Below are 19491 nucleotides of genomic sequence, written 5' to 3'. Positions count from 1 at the left end.
TGACTATGGAAATGTCCAGGCCAATTAAACGGCAGGCAGCTCAGCCAATGGCCAGCGCGGCCGTACCGAAACGCTCAGCTCCGGATTAGCGCCGCTTTTCAGCCGCACCATGCCTGCGTAAGCGATCATCGCACCGTTATCGGTGCAAAACTCCGGTCGGGCGTAAAACACTTCACCGCCGCGCTTATGCATCATTTCTGCCAGCTTGGTTCGCAGCGTACGGTTGGCGCTGACGCCACCGGCCATCACCAGGCGCTTAAAGCCGGTTTGTTCCAGCGCGCGCTTGCATTTGATCGCCAGCGTATCCACCACCGCATCTTCAAACGCCCGGGCTATGTCAGCACGCGTCTGATCGTCATTGCCGTTGGAGCGAATGGTATTGGCGGCAAAGGTCTTCAGCCCGGAGAAGCTGAAATCCAGCCCTGGCCGGTCGGTCATCGGGCGTGGGAAGGTGAAACGCCCCGCCGTGCCCTGTTGCGCCATCTTCGACAGCATCGGCCCGCCAGGGTAGTCCAGCCCAAGCAGCTTGGCGGTTTTGTCGAAAGCTTCACCGGCCGCATCGTCGACCGATTCGCCCAGCAGTTCATATTCGCCGATACCGGTCACGCTGATCAGCTGCGTATGCCCGCCAGACACCAGCAGCGCGACAAACGGAAACGCCGGCGGGTTATCTTCCAGCATCGGCGCCAGCAGGTGGCCTTCCATATGATGCACCGGCACCGCCGGCACATTCCAGGCAAACGCCAGTGCGCGGCCAATGGTGGCTCCGACCAGCAGCGCCCCCACCAGGCCCGGCCCGGCGGTGTAGGCAACGCCGTCGATATCCGCCGCGGTCAGGTTCGCTTCCTTCAATGCCGCCTGAATCAACGGCACGGTTTTGCGCACGTGATCGCGGGAGGCCAGCTCCGGCACCACGCCGCCGTAGTCGGCATGCAGCTTCACCTGGCTGTACAATTGGTTGGCTAATAAACCGGCCTGATCGTCATACACTGCAATTCCGGTTTCATCGCAGGAGGTTTCTATGCCCAGTACTCGCATTACATTTCCCATCATTCACGTGCGGCCGCCAGTTTAGCACAATCGGGCCTGTTTACCGCCAGCGTGGCGCACGCTTGTCACCATTATTGGGCTATGTTGATGATTACAGCCACAAATGCCGATTTGATTAAAAACGAGCATTTTTTTCTGATTAGTCTATAATCAGCGCCCGATGCAAAATTGCGCATGTTTTACCAGGGTGGCCGCAGGTTTCAATTTGCTGTGGTGCTTTACAAAGCAGCATCCGTTGAAGTAAAATTCCGCACCATTTTGAAATTGCTGGCGCTTGGCCAGCAGCAAACCGAATTTTATTGAGGTGAGAGGCACATGCCTGTAATTAAAGTACGTGAAAACGAGCCATTTGACGTTGCTCTGCGTCGTTTCAAACGCTCTTGCGAAAAAGCGGGCGTTCTGGCTGAAGTTCGTCGTCGTGAGTTCTATGAAAAACCGACTACCGAACGTAAGCGCGCTAAAGCTTCTGCTGTGAAACGTCACGCGAAGAAACTGGCTCGCGAAAACGCACGCCGCACTCGTCTGTATTAATTCTTCGGGGGCAACCCCGCCGCGTGAATTTCTGATTTTAAAAATCGCGCAGACCGAGTAGTTGCATACGAAGGCCGTGCTTTCCGAAAGGAATGCGCGGCTTGTTCTCGTTTATAGGCTAGTAAAGTAAGGGCTTATGGCTGGACGAATTCCGCGCGTATTTATCAATGACTTGCTGGCTCGCACCGACATCGTCGATCTGATCGATGCCCGGGTAAAGCTCAAGAAGCAGGGCAAGAACTATCACGCGTGCTGTCCGTTCCACCACGAAAAAACGCCTTCATTTACGGTTAATGGCGAAAAGCAGTTTTACCACTGCTTTGGTTGTGGTGCGCACGGTAACGCCGTCGACTTTCTGATGAATTACGACAGGCTCGAGTTTGTCGAAACCATCGAAGAGCTGGCCACCATGCACGGACTGGAAGTGCCTTACGAGGCGGGTTCCGGACCGACGCAAATCGAACGCCATCAGCGTCAAAGCCTGTATCAACTGATGGAACAGCTCAGCGCGTTCTATCAACAGTCACTGCATCAGTCCTCCGGCACGCCGGCGCGCAATTATCTGCAACAGCGCGGACTGAGTGACGACGTTATCCGTCATTTCGCCATCGGTTTTGCACCTGCCGGTTGGGATAACGCATTAAAGCGTTTTGGTCGTGACGCCGAGTCACGCCTGGCATTGAACGATGCAGGCATGCTGGTGACTAACGATCAAGGACGCTCGTACGATCGTTTCCGTGAGCGCGTAATGTTCCCTATCCGCGACAAACGCGGGCGAGTGATCGCCTTTGGCGGACGCGTATTGGGTGACGGCATGCCGAAATACCTGAACTCACCGGAAACCGAAGTTTTCCACAAAGGTCGTCAGCTGTACGGCCTGTATGAAGCGCAACAGAGCCACCCTACCCCGCAGCGATTGCTGGTAGTGGAAGGCTATATGGACGTGGTGGCGCTGGCGCAGTACGGCATCGATTATGCCGTCGCCTCGCTTGGCACCTCGACAACGGCCGAACATATTCAGCTGCTGTTCCGCGCCACCGACAACGTTGTCTGTTGCTATGACGGTGACAGAGCCGGTCGCGAAGCGGCATGGCGCGCACTGGAAACCGCGTTGCCCTATCTCAATGACGGGCGTCAACTGCGGTTTATGTTTTTGCCCGACGGCGAAGACCCGGACACATTGGTACGCAAAGAAGGCAAAGAGGCCTTCGAACAGCGAATGGAGCAGGCGCAGCCGCTTTCCACTTTCCTGTTCGAAACCCTGATGCCGCAGGTAGACCTGAGCAGCCCGGACGGCCGCGCCAAGCTGAGCACGCTGGCACTGCCGCTGATTACTCAGGTGCCGGGCGAAACGTTGCGCTTGTACCTGCGCCAACAGCTCGGCAGCAAGCTGGGTTTGCTGGACGACAGCCAGTTGGACAAGCTGATGCCCAAGCAAGCCGAAAATGCGAATACTTATCAGGCGCCCCAGCTAAAACGCACAACCATGCGTATACTGATAGGGTTACTGGTACAAAATCCGCAACTGGCTACACTTATCCCTTCGCTTGAGGGATTGGAGCAGACCAAACAGGCGGGTTTGCCGCTGTTTGTCGAGCTGGTGCAGACCTGTCTGGCTCAGCCAGGGCTGACAACCGGCCAACTGTTGGAGCAGTATCGCGACAACAAATTGAGCCAACAGCTTGAAACCTTGGCAACATGGAACCATATGATCGTTGAGGATATGGTTGAACAGACTTTTTTGGATACTTTAGCCAGCCTGTACGACTCGGTACTGGAACAGCGGCTGGAGACATTGATCGCACAGGCCAGAACCCATGGCCTCAGCCCGGAAGAACGTGAAGAAGTCCGTTCTTTGAATCAGGTGCTGGCGAAGAAAAACTGAATACCAAACGGCTTAAGTGCCGATAAATGCGAGGGCAGAGCCCTGCAATATGCCGCCACAGTGGGCCGCGGCAACAACAAAAACGCCCCAAATGCTATTGTTGGCGGTTTCGCCGACCGACACCAACCCAAATACTCTGAAGTGTGGATACCGTCTTATGGAGCAAAACCCGCAGTCACAGCTAAAGCTACTTGTCACCCGTGGTAAGGAGCAAGGCTATCTGACCTATGCTGAGGTCAATGACCATCTGCCGGAAGATATCGTCGACTCCGACCAGATCGAAGACATCATCCAGATGATTAACGACATGGGCATCCAGGTTCTGGAAGAAGCACCGGACGCCGACGACCTATTGCTTGCTGAAAACTCAAACAGCACGGACGAAGATGCGGAAGAAGCTGCCGCTCAGGTGTTGTCCAGCGTTGAGTCTGAAATCGGCCGTACCACCGACCCGGTGCGCATGTACATGCGCGAAATGGGGACCGTTGAACTGCTGACGCGCGAAGGCGAAATCGACATCGCCAAGCGCATTGAAGACGGCATCAACCAGGTGCAGTGCTCGGTTGCCGAGTACCCGGAAGCCATTACCTATTTGCTGGAACAGTACGATCGCGTCGAAGCGGGCGAAGCTCGCCTGTCCGATCTGATCACCGGCTTCGTCGATCCTAATGCGGAAGAGGACATCGCCCCTACCGCTACCCACGTGGGTTCTGAGCTGTCTACCGAAGAGCAGAACGACGACGACGAAGAAGAAGATGAAGACGAAGAAGAAGACGACAACAGCATCGATCCTGAGCTGGCCCGTCAGAAATTCGCCGACCTGCGCGATCAGTACGAAGCGACTCGTGTCGTCATCAAAAAGAACGGCCGCAGCCACGCCAGCGCAGCAGAAGAAATTCTGAAGCTGTCTGAAGTGTTCAAGCAGTTCCGCCTGGTGCCAAAACAGTTCGACTTCCTGGTCAACAGCATGCGTACCATGATGGACCGCGTTCGTACTCAAGAACGTATCATCATGAAGCTGTGCGTTGAACAGTGCAAAATGCCGAAGAAAAACTTCGTCACTCTGTTCGCCGGCAACGAAACCAGCACCACCTGGTTCGAAGCGGCGCTGGCAATGGCCAAGCCATGGTCAGAGAAGCTGAAAGACGTCGCCGAAGACGTGCAGCGCAGCCTGCAGAAACTGCGTCAGATCGAAGAAGAGACCGGCTTGACCATCGAGCAGGTGAAGGACATCAACCGCCGCATGTCTATCGGTGAAGCGAAAGCCCGCCGTGCGAAGAAAGAGATGGTTGAAGCGAACTTGCGTCTGGTTATTTCTATCGCCAAGAAATACACCAACCGCGGCCTGCAGTTCCTGGATCTGATCCAGGAAGGCAACATCGGTCTGATGAAAGCGGTAGACAAGTTTGAATACCGTCGTGGTTATAAGTTCTCGACTTACGCCACCTGGTGGATCCGTCAGGCTATCACCCGTTCTATCGCCGACCAGGCGCGTACCATCCGTATTCCGGTACATATGATTGAGACCATCAACAAGCTCAACCGTATTTCGCGCCAGATGCTGCAAGAGATGGGCCGCGAACCGACGCCGGAAGAGCTGGCTGAACGCATGCTGATGCCGGAAGACAAAATCCGCAAAGTGCTGAAGATCGCCAAAGAGCCGATCTCCATGGAAACGCCGATCGGTGATGATGAAGATTCACATCTGGGCGATTTCATCGAGGATACCACCCTCGAGCTGCCGCTGGATTCTGCCACCTCGGAAAGCCTGCGCTCCGCAACGCACGACGTATTGGCCGGCCTGACTGCCCGTGAAGCGAAAGTGCTGCGTATGCGTTTCGGCATCGATATGAACACTGACCATACGCTGGAAGAAGTGGGCAAACAGTTCGACGTTACCCGTGAGCGTATTCGTCAGATCGAAGCCAAAGCACTGCGTAAACTGCGCCACCCAAGCCGTTCCGAAGTGCTGCGCAGCTTCCTGGACGACTAAGGTTCAGCTGTTGACAAAAAACCCCGGCTCGCCGGGGTTTTTTATTGCCTAAAACATGCTGTTGCCGCTGGCGGTTTTCTCCGGCACCGATTGGGTCACGTCCCAGTGCTCCACGATTTTGCCTGCGTCATCAAGCCGGAAAATATCGATAATCGCGGCCGTCTTGCCCTTTTCTCGTCCGCTGGTCTCTACGTGCAAAATCACATAGTTGCCGTCGACAAATGCCTGTTTGATTTCGCTGTGAGAATCGGGGTAACGCGCTTTGAGCAGCTCGACAAACTTGCGGAACCCTTCCACCCCATCCTGCGCATTGGGATTGTGCTGTTTGTACTCGTCACCCAGAAAGGGCCGTGCCGCGGCAAAATCCTTGTTATTTAGCCCCTGCTGATAAAACTCCAGCACGTTATTTTTGTTCTTCAGTTCCTGCACGCTGTTGCCCGCATGGGCAACGCCGCTTGCCAACAGCAGAGCGACCAATCCCGCTTTAATCATCGCTTTCATCCTGCAACTCCCTCTCAGATTATTTCAATGCCAGAAACAGCTCGCGATAACTCTCTGTAAGCTGCTCCAGCGTGGCACGATTCAATCCGCTGGGGTTCGGCAATACCCAAACCTCAGTTTTGCCGATCGTCATCTCCTGACGGCCCCAGGCCGCATTTTTTACCCCAAAGGCGCTGCTGAACGCCTGCTTGCCCAAAACAGCCAATGCGCGCGGCTGATAGCGCAAGATTTTTTCTTTTAGCGCCTCGCCGCCGCTGAGCAATTCGTCACGCGTCACTTCGCTGGCGGCGACCGTTGGCCGTGCCACCAGCGCGGTGATGCCGCAGCCGGTATCCTGCAGCTGTTGCCACTGTTCGGGCGCCAGTTGACGTTCGGTAAAGCCAGCCTGATGCACCACCTTCCAGAAGCGGTTGCTGCCGTTGGCAAAAGGGTAGCCTTGGTGGGCGGAGGAGAGGCCGGGGTTGATGCCGCAAAACACCACCCGCAGGTTTGGCGCCAGGAGTTCCATAGGGTTCGGGAGTCCATTAAAGGGGATTTACAGCGGTTATCGCAAAATCCGCCAGTAATTACAACAGGCTAGAACTGCGCATAAAAGCAACATACGGATGGTTAACTGTAGACCTGCGTCGAAGGATTGCCGTATAATCTCGCCGCTTGGCCCCTTAGCTCAGTTGGTTAGAGCACGCGACTCATAATCGCTTGGTCACTGGTTCAAGTCCAGTAGGGGCCACCAAATTTTAGCTTTAAAATCATATAATTAAGCCACTCACGCGAGTGGCTTTTTTATTTCCCTGATTGTCGATGGCGATAAAGTGGCGATGGATTTGTACCGCCACTTTTTTTAGACATAAAAAAACCCGCACTTCGCGGGTTATTCTTCTATGACTGATTACATCCACATAACCTGTTGTTGCCCTGTAATACTGACGCCAATAGGATGTGGTGGCACTGCCGTTACCTGCCCGGGAGTCATAATCGCGCTGTCATAACTCTCCATCGTTTTAAACGTGTGTCCGCAGTTGATATTTTGGCACTGGTGGTAACGTTCTTTTGTATGCTGACTCAGGTAACGACTGGTACGGGCATGTGCCGCCGTTTTGCATAACGGGCAATGAAACATGATTAATTCCTCGTCACTAACTCTGTTGTCGCCGATAATACCTCTCACGATCTGAAACAAAATAAACTTTAAGTGAATTTACAATTCACTTTATGAAACTTCATAAGTCACATCAGAAAGCAAAACCTCAAACTCTAGCGCCGTAGTAAAGCCGCCATTGCTCAGGCTGTGCGTAACTTTACTCACTATCCAGTCTTGCGCATCGATCACCGCTTTAAACCCGCTGACGCGTACTGGCGTTTCCGGGGTGATGTTGGCACGCCCCATGGCGAGCGACAGTGAGAACTCAGCCGCGCCGCGCTGCAGCTTTTCCCATTTAGCTTGCGCGGCCCGCATGGCGGCGGCCTTGTTCGCGTAGACTTTGGGGATCACAAACACGTTATCCTCGGCCCCCACCAGATATTCCCCTTTCTTTTCCTCAACGGGTTTCCCCGTTTTTTTACTGGCGGCCGGCTTGGCGTTGGGATGCTGCAGCGCCCGTAAATGCTGTTCTTTCGGTTTACGCTGCAGCTTCACTTTCTGCGGCTTTGGCTGCTTGGTATTGAGCCAGCTCGCCGTCACCCCGGTGTAAGCATCCCGATCGGCAATACTGAAGCTATGCCGATCGCCATCCTGTCGGGTGAGAGTAAACACCGGCAGTGGCTTGCCATTCACGGTGGTGCCGTTGCCCGGCCGCATAAACAGCAGGTTGCCGTTCTTCACCACGGCCACCGCGCCATTAAGCGAGGCTAACCGGGTAAGAAAGGCCGCGTCAGTTTCCTGCGTCTGGTCGATGTGACTCACTTTAATAGTGCTCAATCCGGCGGCCAGCGTGGCTTTAAGCGCATTTCGCGCCGCCACCTTCTGCACGATATGGCTCAGCGTGGTGTCATGGTAGGACTCATCCCGACGGGTATTGAGCGACCCGCGAAAATCCGCACTTCTGGCGCGAATGGTCAATGTGTCCGGTGACCCGTGGTGCTCGACCTCATCCACGGTAAACAGCCCTTTCGGCGTCAGCGCTGCCCCCTTCCAGCCGAGCGACAACGCAAGCACCGCATTACGCTGCGGCATCACCATCAGGCCGTCGCTGTCGTCCAGCTCAATATCAAGCTGGTCAGCCTCAAAACCCCGGTTATCCGTCAGTGATAGAGAAATAAGCCGCTTACGAATGTTTTGCGTGATGTCTTTTTCCTGCAGCGACAAAGAGAAGTCCGGGGCAATCAATGCCCCGGCAGGCATGGCAACGTTGGTGATCATGATAATAGCCCGCCCATAGCCGCCCCTGCTTTGCCGTAAAGCTCTCTGGCCTGCTGGCTCAAATCGCCAAACATAACAGACAAAGATTCATCAACTCGCTTTAAATTGAGGGTAAATTCTGTGCGGCGTGGGCTGCCATCGGCAAAAAAATCCGAATGGCTTTCCGATATCGACTCAATCACAAACATTCCGTAAATCGTCCCGCTGCCCTCAATCAGCGGCCATGCCCGCCCCTGTTCAGCCATCAGTTGCAGCGTCAACAGCGACCACCTGCCGCCGGTAATTTCCGGCAGTAGCACGCCGGACAAGGTAATTTTTTCATCATCCAGCCCCAAGAACTGCGACGCCGGGCGCTGGCCCACGCGGGCATTGCTCGGCCAGCGATAATCCGCTGTGCGGTTCAGCGACTGATACGGCAACGTTTGCAGCATGAAAACAAAGAATCCTAACGTCAGCATCATAATAATTTGCGCCTAATTGGTCATAGAACTGCGGGCACGTGCGCGTCGCTCACGTTCTTGGCGTGCCTGCGCTTCATTCAGTAGTTGCAACGTGTCTTCCCGGCTCATCCCTGCGGGGATCACAACGTCATACTTGTTATGCGTCACACTGTTATCGGTATAGGCCGATGATGCCCCTCGCATTACCGGCGCATAGCGCTGGGGTGCCAGTGGGGCAACAGGGGGCGCACGGCCTGCGTTGACTTCGGTAGCAGGCAACATCACCGGGGGTGCCAGGGCGATGACGGCAGGTGAGATATTCACCACAGAAGCAGGCAGTATGTCCGGCCGACCCACGGCCGGAACTGCCTTAATCACCGGCGATGCGCCGGTATTTACTAGCCCGCCGCTGAGTGAATACCCCCGGCCACCGGCCCCCGTTGCGTAAGGGTTGTTTTTTACCGCCTCTTTGTCTAACTCTGCGGTTTCATCCTTCATAAACCCGAGTTTTTTCGCTAACCAACCGACTTTCCCGCCCAGCTTGTCGAGCACCTGCATAGGCCAGTTCAGCGCGTTTCCGATGGCTTCCCCAAATTTTTTACCCACTTCGGCCGCATTCTGTAGTTCGGCCTGCGTCGATTTCACCGGTGCCAACAAATCCATAAACCAGTTATAAACCGCTTTAATCTTCTCGCTAAACCAGTCAAACACGGGTTTCATCGGTTCAAAGGCGGCGGTAATCGGAGCCAGAGCCGCTTTAAACCCTTCGGCTACGCCACCGATAAAGGCGCTGATAGGCTCCCAATATTTGCGGATCAGCAAAGCACCGGCAGAAACGACAGCAATCAGGGCTAATACAGGCCATGAAATGGCGGTAAATGCGGCAGCAATACCTGCGCCTACCGTGGTGAATACCGTCCCCAGCAACCCAGCCCCGGCAATCAACATATTGACCCCGGCCATCACCGGCCATGCGATAAGGCCCAGCGCAGCAAGTCCGCCAATCAGTGCAGTTACGCCTGCGGTGACCTTTGATAACGTGCCGACCAACGCCGGGTTGGCTTTAGCCCATGCACCGACCTTTGTCAGCCATTCAGTGGCGGAGACGGCCAGCTTACGCAGCGCCGAGTTTTGGCCGTCGAACACCTCAATGCGCACATCTTCCCATGCGGAAAACAGGTTTTTCAGGTCGCCGTCGAGGTTGTCCACCTTCACTCGGGCAATCTGGGCCGTAGCCCCTTTTGACTGGGTGACGGTGTTGTGTTTTTCGCTCAGCTTGCCATTACCGGCGGCGTCAATCAGCTTGATAGCGCCTTTCATCGCTTCTTCGCCGAAAATGACTTTCAGGTATTCGGCCTGCTGTGCGGTGCCGAGCTTGTTGGTTTTAAACGAGCCGTTAATTTTCTTGAGGATGTTCGCGATCGGCAGCATGTTCCCTTTGCCGTCCTTGGTTTTTACGCCCAATTCTGACAACGCATCAGCCGCCTGCCCTACTGGCGCCTGTAACCGCGTAAACATCGCACTGGCCGCCGTACCGGCCATAGACCCCTTGATGCCGTTATCGGCCAACACGCCCAGCAAGGCGGTGGTGTCCTCGATACTGGCCCCGGCCGCCTCCGCAATCGGGGCGACGTACTTCATCGCCTCGCCAAAATCCATCAGGTTGCTGTTGGAGCTGGTGAAACCTTTGGTCATCACGTCCGCGACGCGCTGGATCTCGTCTATCGGCATGTTAAACGCCGATTGCATGTTGGTGATGATGTCGGCCGCGTCGGCGATGTCCAGATCGGAAGCCAGCGCCAGATTTACCGTGGATTCGGTCGATTTCAGAATGGCATCACCGTTAAAGCCGGATTTCGCTAACACCGATTGTGTGCGAGCGACGTCCGTCGGGGAAAATGCCGTGGTGGCCCCGATATCCCGCGCCTGTTGGCGGATCGCCGTCAGTTGCTTGTCATCTTTCGCCAGCCCTAACGTGGCCTGCGTGTCTGACATCTGCTTGTCGAACTGCACACCCGGCGCAATAAATGCGGTTTCTGCGACCAGTCCAGCGGTAGCTACACCCAATCCGGCAGCACTGGTATTGCGAACCGTGGCCGTTGCGGCTTTCCCTGCCTGATAGCGGGCGCTAACGCGGTTTACCTGCTGCTGTTTTTTGCTTAACCGTTCCAGTTCTGCCCGCTGGCGGTTGAGTGCGCCCGTGGCTTCACCGGCACTGGCTTTTAACCGGCGTTGCTCGGCGCTCAGGATCTTGGTAGCGATACCGTCAGCATTGAGCGCGTCACGCTGGCGCTGCACGGACTGGCGCAGCCCATTGTATTTCGTTTGTAACTCAGTCGCGGCACGCTTGGAGGCTGCCAGTAATCGCGCTTGCTGCGCTGTGGGCTTTTCCGTCGCCTTGAATTGAACGGCCAGCGCGGCCGCTTCCGCTTTGGCCTTTTTCAGCGCCTGCCCGGTGACAGCGAGCTGCCCCTGTTGCTTACGAAAGCCATCAATCCGGGCGGCCTGTGCGTCCAGTGCTTTAAGGGTTTGCTGCGTGGTTTTGATATCACCGGCAAGCGTTTTGCTTGCCTGTTGGATACTCTTTAGCGGGCTGGTGGCTTGGTCTACGGCTTTCAGCAAGACCTGAAGCTGCAGGCTTTTACTCATCGTGATTCACTCCGCTGCGTTGCAATGCTTTATGACGCCAGTTCAACAGCTCCGTGAGCGTCATACCGGTCATTTCTGATGGCGGCCAGTGGAATATCACTGCGATATCCGCCATCAGGTCATCAACGCCCAGCCGGGCATCAATCGCTACTCCGCCGACTTCGGCGACAAAAAACCGACCACCTGCCCGGCCAGCGCCACCAAGTCTGGCAATTCCAGGCGGGCGCATTCTTCTTTGGTCAGGCTCGGGTACGTGACACGCGGCAGGATCACCAGCAGCGCATCAACATCCGCATTCGCTACCGCTGCCAGACCGACACCGCGTAATGCGCCCGCGGTGGGTTTGATTACCTGCACCTCGGCGATAGTGGTTTCACCGCGCTTAATCGGGGTGTCGAGGGTGATGACGTTTTCTTTTGCTTCGTTCATGATGGTTATTCTCTCTTGGATTCGTGGAACGGCCAGCCCGACGGGCTGGCACAAAAATTACAGCCCGATGGCCTTACGATGTTCTGCCAAACGGTCAACGCCGTTGACCTTTTCGACCATGTTCACGGTGTCGACTTCGATCAGCTCTTTGCCGTCAACGGTCAGCTTGAAATAGGTGCATTCAGTGGCCACCTTGGTTTCGGTGTCCTCACCTTGTTTGTATTCGCCAGAGTCGATTTCCTTATGGCGGCCACGCATGACCACTTCCACGGCGGACACCTCGCCGGTGTCATCACGCTGGAAGGAACCGGCAAAACGCAGCGGCACGGCATCGACTGCGCCCCACTGCTTAAGCACCAGTTCATCAATGCCGCCCATGCTCCATTCCAGCGCCAGCGCGTCATCGTCCAACCCCATATCGACCGGGGCCGCACCATTCATACCGCCGCCCCGGTATTTCTCCAGCTTGCGAGTGAGCTTCGGCAGCGTCAGCGAGGATACGATCCCCATGTAGTTGAAGCCGTCGTTAAACAGGTTCAGGTATTTCAGTTTTTTAGGCAGAGCCATAACTCATCCTTTCCTTAGCGGTTCACGGACGCGGCGAACGTCGCCAGATAGCGGTCAGTGATACGCTGACGCAAGGTTAAATCTTCCAGCGGTGGCACCGGCGTATAGTCGTAATCAATAAACAGCTTGCCCGCTTTCAGGGTTTCTTTGTCGTTGGCGCTGGCGTCATACCAGCAATCGCCGTCGATAATCAGCCCGGCGGATTTCAGTTCGCGGAATTTGGCTTTGATGCCATCAATCATGTCGCGGATAAGCGTCGGCGTGACTGGCCGGTCAATCGCCCACATGTGCGCTTCGGCCATGGTGTCAGCCAACACCTGCGCGGTGCGGGTGTAGTTTTCGAACTGGAACAGCGGATCGTCAGAACAGGTGCGCGAACCCCAGAATTTAAAGCCGTCTTTGCGGATCAATGTGGTGACGCACGCTTGGTTTAACAGGTCGGCATCCGTACCCGGCGCTTGTAAGTCCCAGAACACGCTGGCGGTGATGCCGGTAACACCATTCACACCGACGTTAGACAGGGTTTTGTGCCAACCGGTTTCCGTGTCGATTTTGGCACGCAGGCCCAGCGCACGGGCGGCGGAATAGGCAATATCGCTTTTGTTGGTGGTGGTGTTCCAGCTCACAAAATCCGGCCAGACCAGCATCAGCTCGCGCTGGCTGAAATTGGCGCGGTACTTAATCGCATCCTGTACCGTTTTGCAGCCGTAGGCGCTGACATAACCAAATGCACGCAGTTTCTGGCAGATACCCGCCAGTGCCGTCGCCACTTCCAAATTGTCATGGCCCGGCACGCCGAGGATGCGCGGTTTCACACCTAACTCCGCCTGCGCAGACAACAGCGCTTTCATACCGGTGTAACGGCCCTCCGCGTTAGCGCCGCCGATAATGTTTGAGGTGGTTTCCTTAACGTCTTTTCCTTCGGCTACGCGCACAACCACCGTGACCGGTTTTGACTGATCAGCGATAGCCAGCAACGCCGCTGCCAGCGTGCCTTTTTTACCGGCCTTGCCGGAGGCGGCCAGCACGTCGGTGATCAGCACCGGCGTGTTGAGCGGGAAAGTGGCCGCGTCGGCATCCTCCGCCGTGCACACCATGCCGACGATAGCCGTCGAAACAGTAGAAATAACGCGGGTGCCGTCGTTGATTTCGAGAACACGCACGCCGTGATGATAGTCACCCATAAATAGCTCGCTCCGTAATGAGTAGGTGCAGGCATGATGCCGCCCAGCAGCGCAGGCCGCACGTGATGGGTGATGGAAGACAGGCCAGACAACAGGCGATACCTGCCGGAGCGATTTTGAAGAAATGACGATCGTTTTCGCCGATCAATAATGGCGCATTGATCTACGCAATCAATTGGACGGAATTTAGCCAGACGGGGTATGGTCAATGAACAAGACGCGGCAACATCAGGGAAAGCCGCAAAGCACAAAGCCCGCATATCATAATGATGCGGGCTTTTTTATTAGGCGTCGGGGACTGTCGGCCAGTCAATGTCCTGCGTATCCTCAGGCCGAATACGGTTGGCAAGCACCCGGCAGGTTTTCCATGCGACCAACTGCGCCTTCTCCTTCTCGGTCGCCATCCCTAATTCAACCGCATCTTGCAAAGGAGCAATTGCATTGCTGGCTTGTACTATCAGCAAACTCTTTTTACGTGACGCTTCGCTCACCTGTTCCTGTTGGCTCAACGGTGGAACGTCAATCCAGCACGGCAAGCCATCGCAATCCGCCCCCCGTATTTTCCCCGAAGGGGATTGCCCGCGGTATTTTTCCCAATGTTCTAAAGACACCGGTTTAACATCATCAGGCCAGTTGTTATTTGTTTCGTAGGCTTCCTGATCTTCCAACACATAGAAAATATTGGTTTTCGCACTGTATCCGTAATTCATCATTAAACCCCAACCGCCCACCAAAATGCGATGCGTTCATTTCCATTCATACCAGAGTCAAATCCTCCCGGCCCCACGTTTAGCGCTTCCATGTTTGCAGATGAGTCCCCCCAATGACCCGCCAGTGTTAATTGAACCCCGAAACAGTCCTGTGTAAATCCGCGTGGAAAATTAACGCGGTTTAGATAGTTATCGCCGCGATTGATAACACCACCCTGATGGATATACCCGGTTAATTCGTCCTTATACCACCAGGCATTTCTATTGCCGGAAATGTGACTACGATTGTTAAATGAATTCCAGTCAACACGGCCATTAACCTGCTCAATCACCGCATCCCATAGCCATTTATTACCCCAGCGACTCCCCATAATATTACCGTCAGCAGCATGAACAGCAGGCCCAACATTCAATGTCGGACTGGGGCCGTTAAGATACACATCACCGCCAGCGCGAAAATCAAACCAGCCATCACCAGCGGTGCCGTTTCCCACATGAAACGAAAGTGCATGGTGCTTCCCAATGGTTTCATGATGATAAATTTCAGCTCTCAGATCGCCCGCACCACGCAATAACAGCCCGTTGGTTTGGTGATGACGTTCGCCGCCGCCTTCATAGGATGTGACACCACCTTTAAAAATAAACCCCTGTCCGCTGACGCCGAGGTTGTTCCCAACATTCAGATCGTTATTTGTGCTGACAATATGGCCAAAGTTAACATTCCCGTTTTTCACATCTACAGCAAATGGGCGCAGGCCGTTAAACGTCCCGTACTGATTTTTTGCATTCGTCAGCATTAAATACATGCTGTTGCCATCATTACGCCAGAACGTCCCGTAATCCCCGCTGACAATGCGATAATTATCAGCGGTAAGCGACTGAATCTCAGCCGTGGTTTTTACTGTGCCGGTCAGTTGCCCGCCGGACTTCATTAAATAACGTCCGTCTGCCTCTGATTTATTCCAGGCATTAACATCACCCGCCAACAGATTGACGTCGCCTGATAGTGGTTTACCGTTGACCTTGTACGATCGCAAGGCGTATTTCTGCGCGGCTTGCGTATCCGTTAACGCCCCTACATCCGCTGCCGTCGGTTTATTCTGCGTATGGTAGAGTTTTACAAAGTCTGAGTATTTTTTAGCATCTGCCGAACGCAGCCAAAAATTATTCGTCGCTTTTTCTGATAATAATTGGATGCCTCGATGTTCAGTCACACTCAAATTGACTAACGTTGCATAAGGCTGCGCGGGATAACTACTGGTGTTTTTATCGTCAAACTCCAACGTTGATAAACTGATCCCCTGCTTCCAGAGTGCGGGGACGTCGGTCGCTGCTCGCAGTGGTTGAGTAGGTAACACCGTTGCGCCATCAATGACAAGCGTCCCGGCCATCGTGTCACCTGTTCGTTTCACAAAACGCCCGTCAGCCTCGGTTTTATTCCACGCGTTAACATCAGCCGCCAACAGATTGACATCACCGGACAACGGTTTGCCGTTAACCTTGATAGAGCGCTGGACAAACTTTTGCACCGCCTGCGCATCAGTAAGCGCCCCCACATCCGCCGCCGTTGGTTTGTAATCCGTGGTGTAAATGCGTGACCAGCGCACCCCGTTTTCCGGCCGGTTGGAGTAACCGATAAAACCATGACCAACACCTGACACCGCAATATAACCCGCTGACGGTGCGGCATCGCAAGGCAGGCTAATGACCCCGGCAGCAATGTTACCGGTAATCGGTGGTTTATTCACAGAGGCAACATTAACACGGTAAATTTGCGCGATATTCGAATAGGCATCATCAAATTGTCTTCCGCCCATCCCCAGCCCAAACGCACCGACGGCCATCACTTGCCCGCCCTCAACACCGACGTTTTTCGTCGCAGCACTGCCTAACGCAAGATTGCCACGGGCGGCGGATTTGTCGGTCAGGTCTGACAGATTGGCGCTCTTTTTGGCACTGGCATCGTTAACGGCCTTAACGGCCTTCGGCGTGGCGGCTTTAGTTTCGTCTGCGCTGTTTGTCGCACTGCTCAGTTGCACCAACCCTTTAGCGATGGTGCTGGCGTCCGGATGGTTACGGGTTTTCTCATGCTCCTTTATGGCGTCATTAACAAAATCTTTAGTAGCCAGTACGGTATCGCCCCCGGCAATCACGCTAATAGCGGCGGTGCTGCTGACAATCAGGATCATGCGCAACGTCTGCGTGCGACCGCTGCCCTCTTCCAGTTTCGGCTTGTAGCTTTCGGCCACATTACTGACCGCAATCAACGTGCCGAAATCGTCATACAGCCCCATTTCACGCAGCCAGAACCCGCCGACGTTCGCCGGGATAATAAACTCCGCAACAATATGATTTTTTATCGACTTATCAATGGTCAACCCGTTGAGGGTAGCGCGATATTTCTCATTGATGAGCTTGGTCTGTGCCGGGTTCGGTGTGGGTAAGGTGCCGTTACCGTCCCCGACGGCCATACGGGTGATTTTTAACTGGGTACCGCCTGCCGACGCGGCGGCAATTTTGGCCGCCCCGGCGGTGGTAATAATCGCTTTATACTTGCTCATGACTTCCTCTTATCCGGGGTAAACGGTGATGACATCGCCGTCCACGACGGCCGCACCGACGTAAATCAGGCCGGGGATGTCCTGCAGAATATTGAGGCCGATCAGATGGCGGCTCAGGGGTTTTGCATCGGCGATCAGCCGTTCCATTTCTAAATACATTTCTTCCGTGATGCCGGTTTCCAACACGCCAATATCCAGCCGAAAGGTGCCGGGCGGATCTGCGCCTTCAGTGTGAAACCATTCAACAACGTTAATCAGGTAGCCGAGCGGCTCGACCACACGCCGCACGGCCCCAATGGTGCCTTTGTGGCGATGGATGAAAAACGCCGCTGCGACGACACCGCGCTTTACATCCTCCGGCCATGCCTCATCCCATCTATCGACGGAAAATGCCCACGCCAGATAGGGCAACAAGTGCACCGGGCAGCGTGCCGGGTTCCACAGTTCGCGCAGCGGTACCGGTAAACGCTCCAGCTCGGCACAGGCCGTGGCGGCGGCCACTTCCAGCGGGGATGACCCGACCGGCATTAATCGGTTATTCATCGGCTCGCCCTGGATTGATGGTGAAGCCGGTGCAATAGCCTGCCTGCGTCTTATCCAACACGATATCGGCCGCCGGTTTGATGATGTCTACATGCTCGACACCCTCAACGGTCAACGCAGCGTTCATACTGGATCGGCGAATACTGCGCCCTAATCGGCGCACACCCTCCACGTAATTACGCAACCTTTCATTGGCCGCCGTGAGGATCGGCGCAACCTCCGGGCCGGGATGGAGGTATAACGTGGCCTCGATGGCATAGCGGGTAATTTTGGCGGATTGCACCGTCACCCGATCAGCGACCGGGCGCACATCCTCATCGTTCAGCGCCACGCTGACGACTTGCAACAGCTCAGGGCTGGCGGTGCCGTCGCCGTCACGTGATAACACCGTCACGGTCACGCAGGACGGTGATGGGCTGATAGCGGTCACATCGGCTACCCGACCATCGGCAGAGCGTGCATGAAAGCGATAAGAACCTGCCGAACCGGCGGTGCTCATACCCTCAAAGGCATCCTGCAGGCGTAACCGATAATCGTCGTCCGATTCCATGACTGCCGGTGTCGGCGGGATAGTGGTTTCATCCGCCGGGATGATCACCAAACGCGGGGTGCTAAAATTCCCGCCAAACTGGTCAAGGTCGGCCCCCGTGGAATAAGCCAGCATCACCGCCTTGGCGGCATCGTTGATGCGCTGGCGTAAAATCACCTCACGATAGGCATTTTCCTGCAGCAGCTTAACGATCGGCTCTGACTCCAGCGCCAGTGTGCGGCTGATGGCCGCCCGTTCAGCCTCGGGATAAAGTGAAATCAGCGTAGCCTTACGTTCTGCCAACAGGGTTTCATAGTCCAACACCTCGACCACTGTCGGGGCGGGAAGCAGGCTTAAGTTAATCGTTGCCATGGTTCAACTCACAGGAATAGACAACGACAACGCGCCGGGGGTATCGGTGCGGGTGCCGGTGATGTCGATCACCATCTTGCCGTCGTAGGTGGTGTTAAAGGTGATGCCGGTCAGCTTTACGCGGGGTTCCCAAGCCAGAATCGCGCTGTAACAGGCGGCCATAATTTGCAGGCGCAGCGTGTCATTCTGCGGCTGGTCGAGCAGCTCCGACAGCAAAGAGCCATAGGCCCGGCGCATAGGGCGTGAACCTTGCGGCGTTAACAGAATGTCAGCCACGGACTGCCGAATATGGTCGATGTCCGTCAGCATGCGGCCGGTGTTGCGGTTCATGCCGATATATTTGGCGTTGTTCATGACAGCAGCAGTCCAACGGCCAGAAACCAGCTCCAGCCGGATACCCCATTCAGCGCAAGTAAGACGGCGCCAGATAAGGCAATTGGCGCGCCCAAACGGGAAAAAAGAGCGGCAAAAATAACGGGTAATGTTTTCATTCTGGTGTCCTCAAGATGGGTCATCTGTTTTGCCGCCGCCGTTCTGGACGCCGCCATGGGTATGCTTATCAGCAACAACGCCGTTGGATGAGAATGAGCCGCCGGTGTGTGTAATGTTGCCGGTCATCGTGCCGCCTTTTTTCACTTCCAGCGTGCCGGTGGTCAGCTTGTTAGTGCAGATCACCTCCGGGGCATCGAGGGTGATTTTTTTTGCGGCTTTGACCATCACCACCTTGGTGCTGGCGGTGATCGACTCTGACGCCTGTACGTCAGCAGTTTTAATGCCGGTCACACTCAGCGCCCCGGTGGCCGGTTCATACTCCAGCACCGCGTCATCAGGGAAATGGATATGTAGCGCATCCGCTGACACCGACGGGGCCGGGAAGTCGTCGGAGTAAATACCGCACAGTACAAAGGCGGTATCGAGTTCCCCCCCCAACGCAAAGACAAGAACCTGCTCTCCAACTGACGGGGCCGACCATATGCGGGTGCGTCCGGCGCGGAAAGAGATCCAGTTGAGCCAGTCGGTAAGATTGCCGCCGGTATCGACACGGCAATGACCGCTGTCTGGGTCGACGGCGTTCACGGTGCCAATGCGGATCAGGTTGCGCAGCAGACGCAGAATGTCGGATTGATTGTTCATGCGGAAAGGATGCCGCCCGGCAAGGGCGGCGGCAACGTGAGACAGTTGGACGAT

At 55.3% G+C, this 19491-nt stretch carries 22 protein-coding genes, 1 tRNA gene and 1 pseudogene; 5 read left to right on the top strand and 19 right to left on the bottom strand.

Annotation, left to right across the window (positions count from 1 at the left end; translation table 11 throughout):
- Nucleotides 1-24 precede the first annotated feature (24 nt).
- Nucleotides 25-1038: a tRNA (adenosine(37)-N6)-threonylcarbamoyltransferase complex transferase subunit TsaD gene (gene tsaD / locus M2407_RS14220; protein WP_020828723.1), complete on the bottom strand. Its 1014-nt coding sequence runs from the start codon at nt 1036-1038 to the stop codon at nt 25-27.
- 327 nt (nt 1039-1365) lie between these two features.
- Between tsaD and rpsU the strand changes: the two genes are divergently transcribed.
- From rpsU to rpoD, 3 genes are all read left to right on the top strand, one after another.
- Nucleotides 1366-1581, top strand: a complete 216-nt coding sequence (rpsU, locus tag M2407_RS14215) for a 30S ribosomal protein S21 (RefSeq protein WP_001144069.1) — start codon at nt 1366-1368, stop codon at nt 1579-1581.
- Between the two features lie 136 nt (nt 1582-1717).
- Nucleotides 1718-3466, top strand: a complete 1749-nt coding sequence (gene dnaG, locus M2407_RS14210) for a DNA primase (protein ID WP_046372583.1) — start codon at nt 1718-1720, stop codon at nt 3464-3466.
- 157 nt (nt 3467-3623) lie between these two features.
- Complete coding sequence (gene rpoD / locus M2407_RS14205; protein WP_020831770.1) at nt 3624-5459, top strand: RNA polymerase sigma factor RpoD; 1836 nt, start codon at nt 3624-3626, stop codon at nt 5457-5459.
- 48 nt (nt 5460-5507) lie between these two features.
- Here rpoD and M2407_RS14200 read toward each other — a convergent pair whose 3' ends face one another.
- Both M2407_RS14200 and mug read right to left on the bottom strand, forming a co-directional pair.
- Complete coding sequence (locus M2407_RS14200) at nt 5508-5951, bottom strand: ester cyclase (RefSeq protein WP_391581048.1); 444 nt, start codon at nt 5949-5951, stop codon at nt 5508-5510.
- 28 nt (nt 5952-5979) lie between these two features.
- Complete coding sequence (gene mug / locus M2407_RS14195) at nt 5980-6468, bottom strand: G/U mismatch-specific DNA glycosylase (RefSeq protein ID WP_115060541.1); 489 nt, start codon at nt 6466-6468, stop codon at nt 5980-5982.
- Between the two features lie 148 nt (nt 6469-6616).
- On the opposite strand from mug, the gene M2407_RS14190 reads away from it, so the two are divergent.
- Nucleotides 6617-6693, top strand: a tRNA-Ile gene (locus M2407_RS14190).
- Between the two features lie 156 nt (nt 6694-6849).
- Here M2407_RS14190 and M2407_RS14185 read toward each other — a convergent pair.
- From M2407_RS14185 to M2407_RS26320, 10 genes are all read right to left on the bottom strand, one after another.
- Nucleotides 6850-7080 carry a DNA-binding transcriptional regulator gene (locus tag M2407_RS14185; RefSeq protein WP_176984448.1) on the bottom strand — a complete coding sequence of 77 codons (231 nt, stop codon included), beginning with the start codon at nt 7078-7080 and terminating at the stop codon, nt 6850-6852.
- 90 nt (nt 7081-7170) lie between these two features.
- Entirely contained in the window at nt 7171-8319 is a 1149-nt protein-coding gene (locus M2407_RS14180; RefSeq protein ID WP_259218463.1) for a phage late control D family protein, read from the bottom strand.
- Complete coding sequence (locus M2407_RS14175; RefSeq protein WP_259218462.1) at nt 8316-8780, bottom strand: phage tail protein; 465 nt, start codon at nt 8778-8780, stop codon at nt 8316-8318. The genes M2407_RS14180 and M2407_RS14175 overlap by 4 nt, the downstream gene beginning before the upstream one ends.
- 12 nt (nt 8781-8792) lie before the next feature.
- The gene (locus M2407_RS14170; protein WP_259218461.1) at nt 8793-11408 is read right to left on the bottom strand and encodes a phage tail tape measure protein; all 2616 of its coding nucleotides are present in this window, start codon (nt 11406-11408) and stop codon (nt 8793-8795) included.
- Nucleotides 11401-11523, bottom strand: a complete 123-nt coding sequence (locus M2407_RS14165; RefSeq protein ID WP_037432597.1) for a GpE family phage tail protein — start codon at nt 11521-11523, stop codon at nt 11401-11403. Before M2407_RS14165 ends, M2407_RS14170 begins: the two co-directional genes overlap by 8 nt.
- Nucleotides 11524-11555: 32 nt before the next feature.
- Nucleotides 11556-11837, bottom strand: a complete 282-nt coding sequence (locus M2407_RS14160) for a phage tail assembly protein (RefSeq protein WP_128864097.1) — start codon at nt 11835-11837, stop codon at nt 11556-11558.
- Between the two features lie 57 nt (nt 11838-11894).
- The gene (locus M2407_RS14155; RefSeq protein ID WP_259218459.1) at nt 11895-12404 is read right to left on the bottom strand and encodes a phage major tail tube protein; all 510 of its coding nucleotides are present in this window, start codon (nt 12402-12404) and stop codon (nt 11895-11897) included.
- A 14-nt stretch (nt 12405-12418) separates the two neighbouring features.
- The gene (locus M2407_RS14150) at nt 12419-13588 is read right to left on the bottom strand and encodes a phage tail sheath protein (RefSeq protein ID WP_259218458.1); all 1170 of its coding nucleotides are present in this window, start codon (nt 13586-13588) and stop codon (nt 12419-12421) included.
- Between the two features lie 284 nt (nt 13589-13872).
- Nucleotides 13873-14298, bottom strand: coding sequence for a tail fiber assembly protein (locus M2407_RS14145; RefSeq protein WP_259218457.1), 426 nt, complete (start codon nt 14296-14298; stop codon nt 13873-13875).
- A gap of 2 nt (nt 14299-14300) precedes the next feature.
- Nucleotides 14301-15959, bottom strand: coding sequence for a hypothetical protein (locus M2407_RS26320; protein WP_409049653.1), 1659 nt, complete (start codon nt 15957-15959; stop codon nt 14301-14303).
- Nucleotides 15960-16002: 43 nt separating this feature from the next.
- Here M2407_RS26320 and M2407_RS26315 point away from each other — a divergent pair, with 43 nt between their 5' ends.
- Complete coding sequence (locus M2407_RS26315) at nt 16003-16068, top strand: PTPA-CTERM sorting domain-containing protein (protein WP_409049652.1); 66 nt, start codon at nt 16003-16005, stop codon at nt 16066-16068.
- A gap of 188 nt (nt 16069-16256) precedes the next feature.
- On the opposite strand, the pseudogene M2407_RS26310 reads toward M2407_RS26315, so the two are convergent.
- From M2407_RS26310 to M2407_RS14115, 6 genes and pseudogenes are all read right to left on the bottom strand, one after another.
- Nucleotides 16257-16859, bottom strand: a pseudogene (locus M2407_RS26310) (phage tail protein); the annotation flags it as partial.
- A gap of 9 nt (nt 16860-16868) precedes the next feature.
- Nucleotides 16869-17402, bottom strand: coding sequence for a phage tail protein I (locus M2407_RS14135; protein WP_129942344.1), 534 nt, complete (start codon nt 17400-17402; stop codon nt 16869-16871).
- Nucleotides 17395-18303, bottom strand: a complete 909-nt coding sequence (locus tag M2407_RS14130) for a baseplate assembly protein (RefSeq protein WP_129942346.1) — start codon at nt 18301-18303, stop codon at nt 17395-17397. Before M2407_RS14130 ends, M2407_RS14135 begins: the two co-directional genes overlap by 8 nt.
- Nucleotides 18304-18306: 3 nt before the next feature.
- Nucleotides 18307-18657 carry a GPW/gp25 family protein gene (locus M2407_RS14125; RefSeq protein WP_259218453.1) on the bottom strand — a complete coding sequence of 117 codons (351 nt, stop codon included), beginning with the start codon at nt 18655-18657 and terminating at the stop codon, nt 18307-18309.
- Nucleotides 18654-18794 carry a hypothetical protein gene (locus tag M2407_RS14120; protein ID WP_165366503.1) on the bottom strand — a complete coding sequence of 47 codons (141 nt, stop codon included), beginning with the start codon at nt 18792-18794 and terminating at the stop codon, nt 18654-18656. Before M2407_RS14120 ends, M2407_RS14125 begins: the two co-directional genes overlap by 4 nt.
- A 10-nt stretch (nt 18795-18804) precedes the next feature.
- A complete protein-coding gene (locus M2407_RS14115) occupies nt 18805-19437 on the bottom strand; it encodes a phage baseplate assembly protein V (RefSeq protein WP_129942350.1) in 633 nt (210 codons plus the stop codon).
- Nucleotides 19438-19491: the final 54 nt, after the last annotated feature.

Source organism: Serratia sp. BIGb0234, assembly GCF_024809915.1.
Classification (GTDB): domain Bacteria; phylum Pseudomonadota; class Gammaproteobacteria; order Enterobacterales; family Enterobacteriaceae; genus Serratia; species Serratia liquefaciens.
Note: the sequence above shows the minus strand (reverse complement) of the source record. Positions and strands in the feature narration are given on the sequence as shown.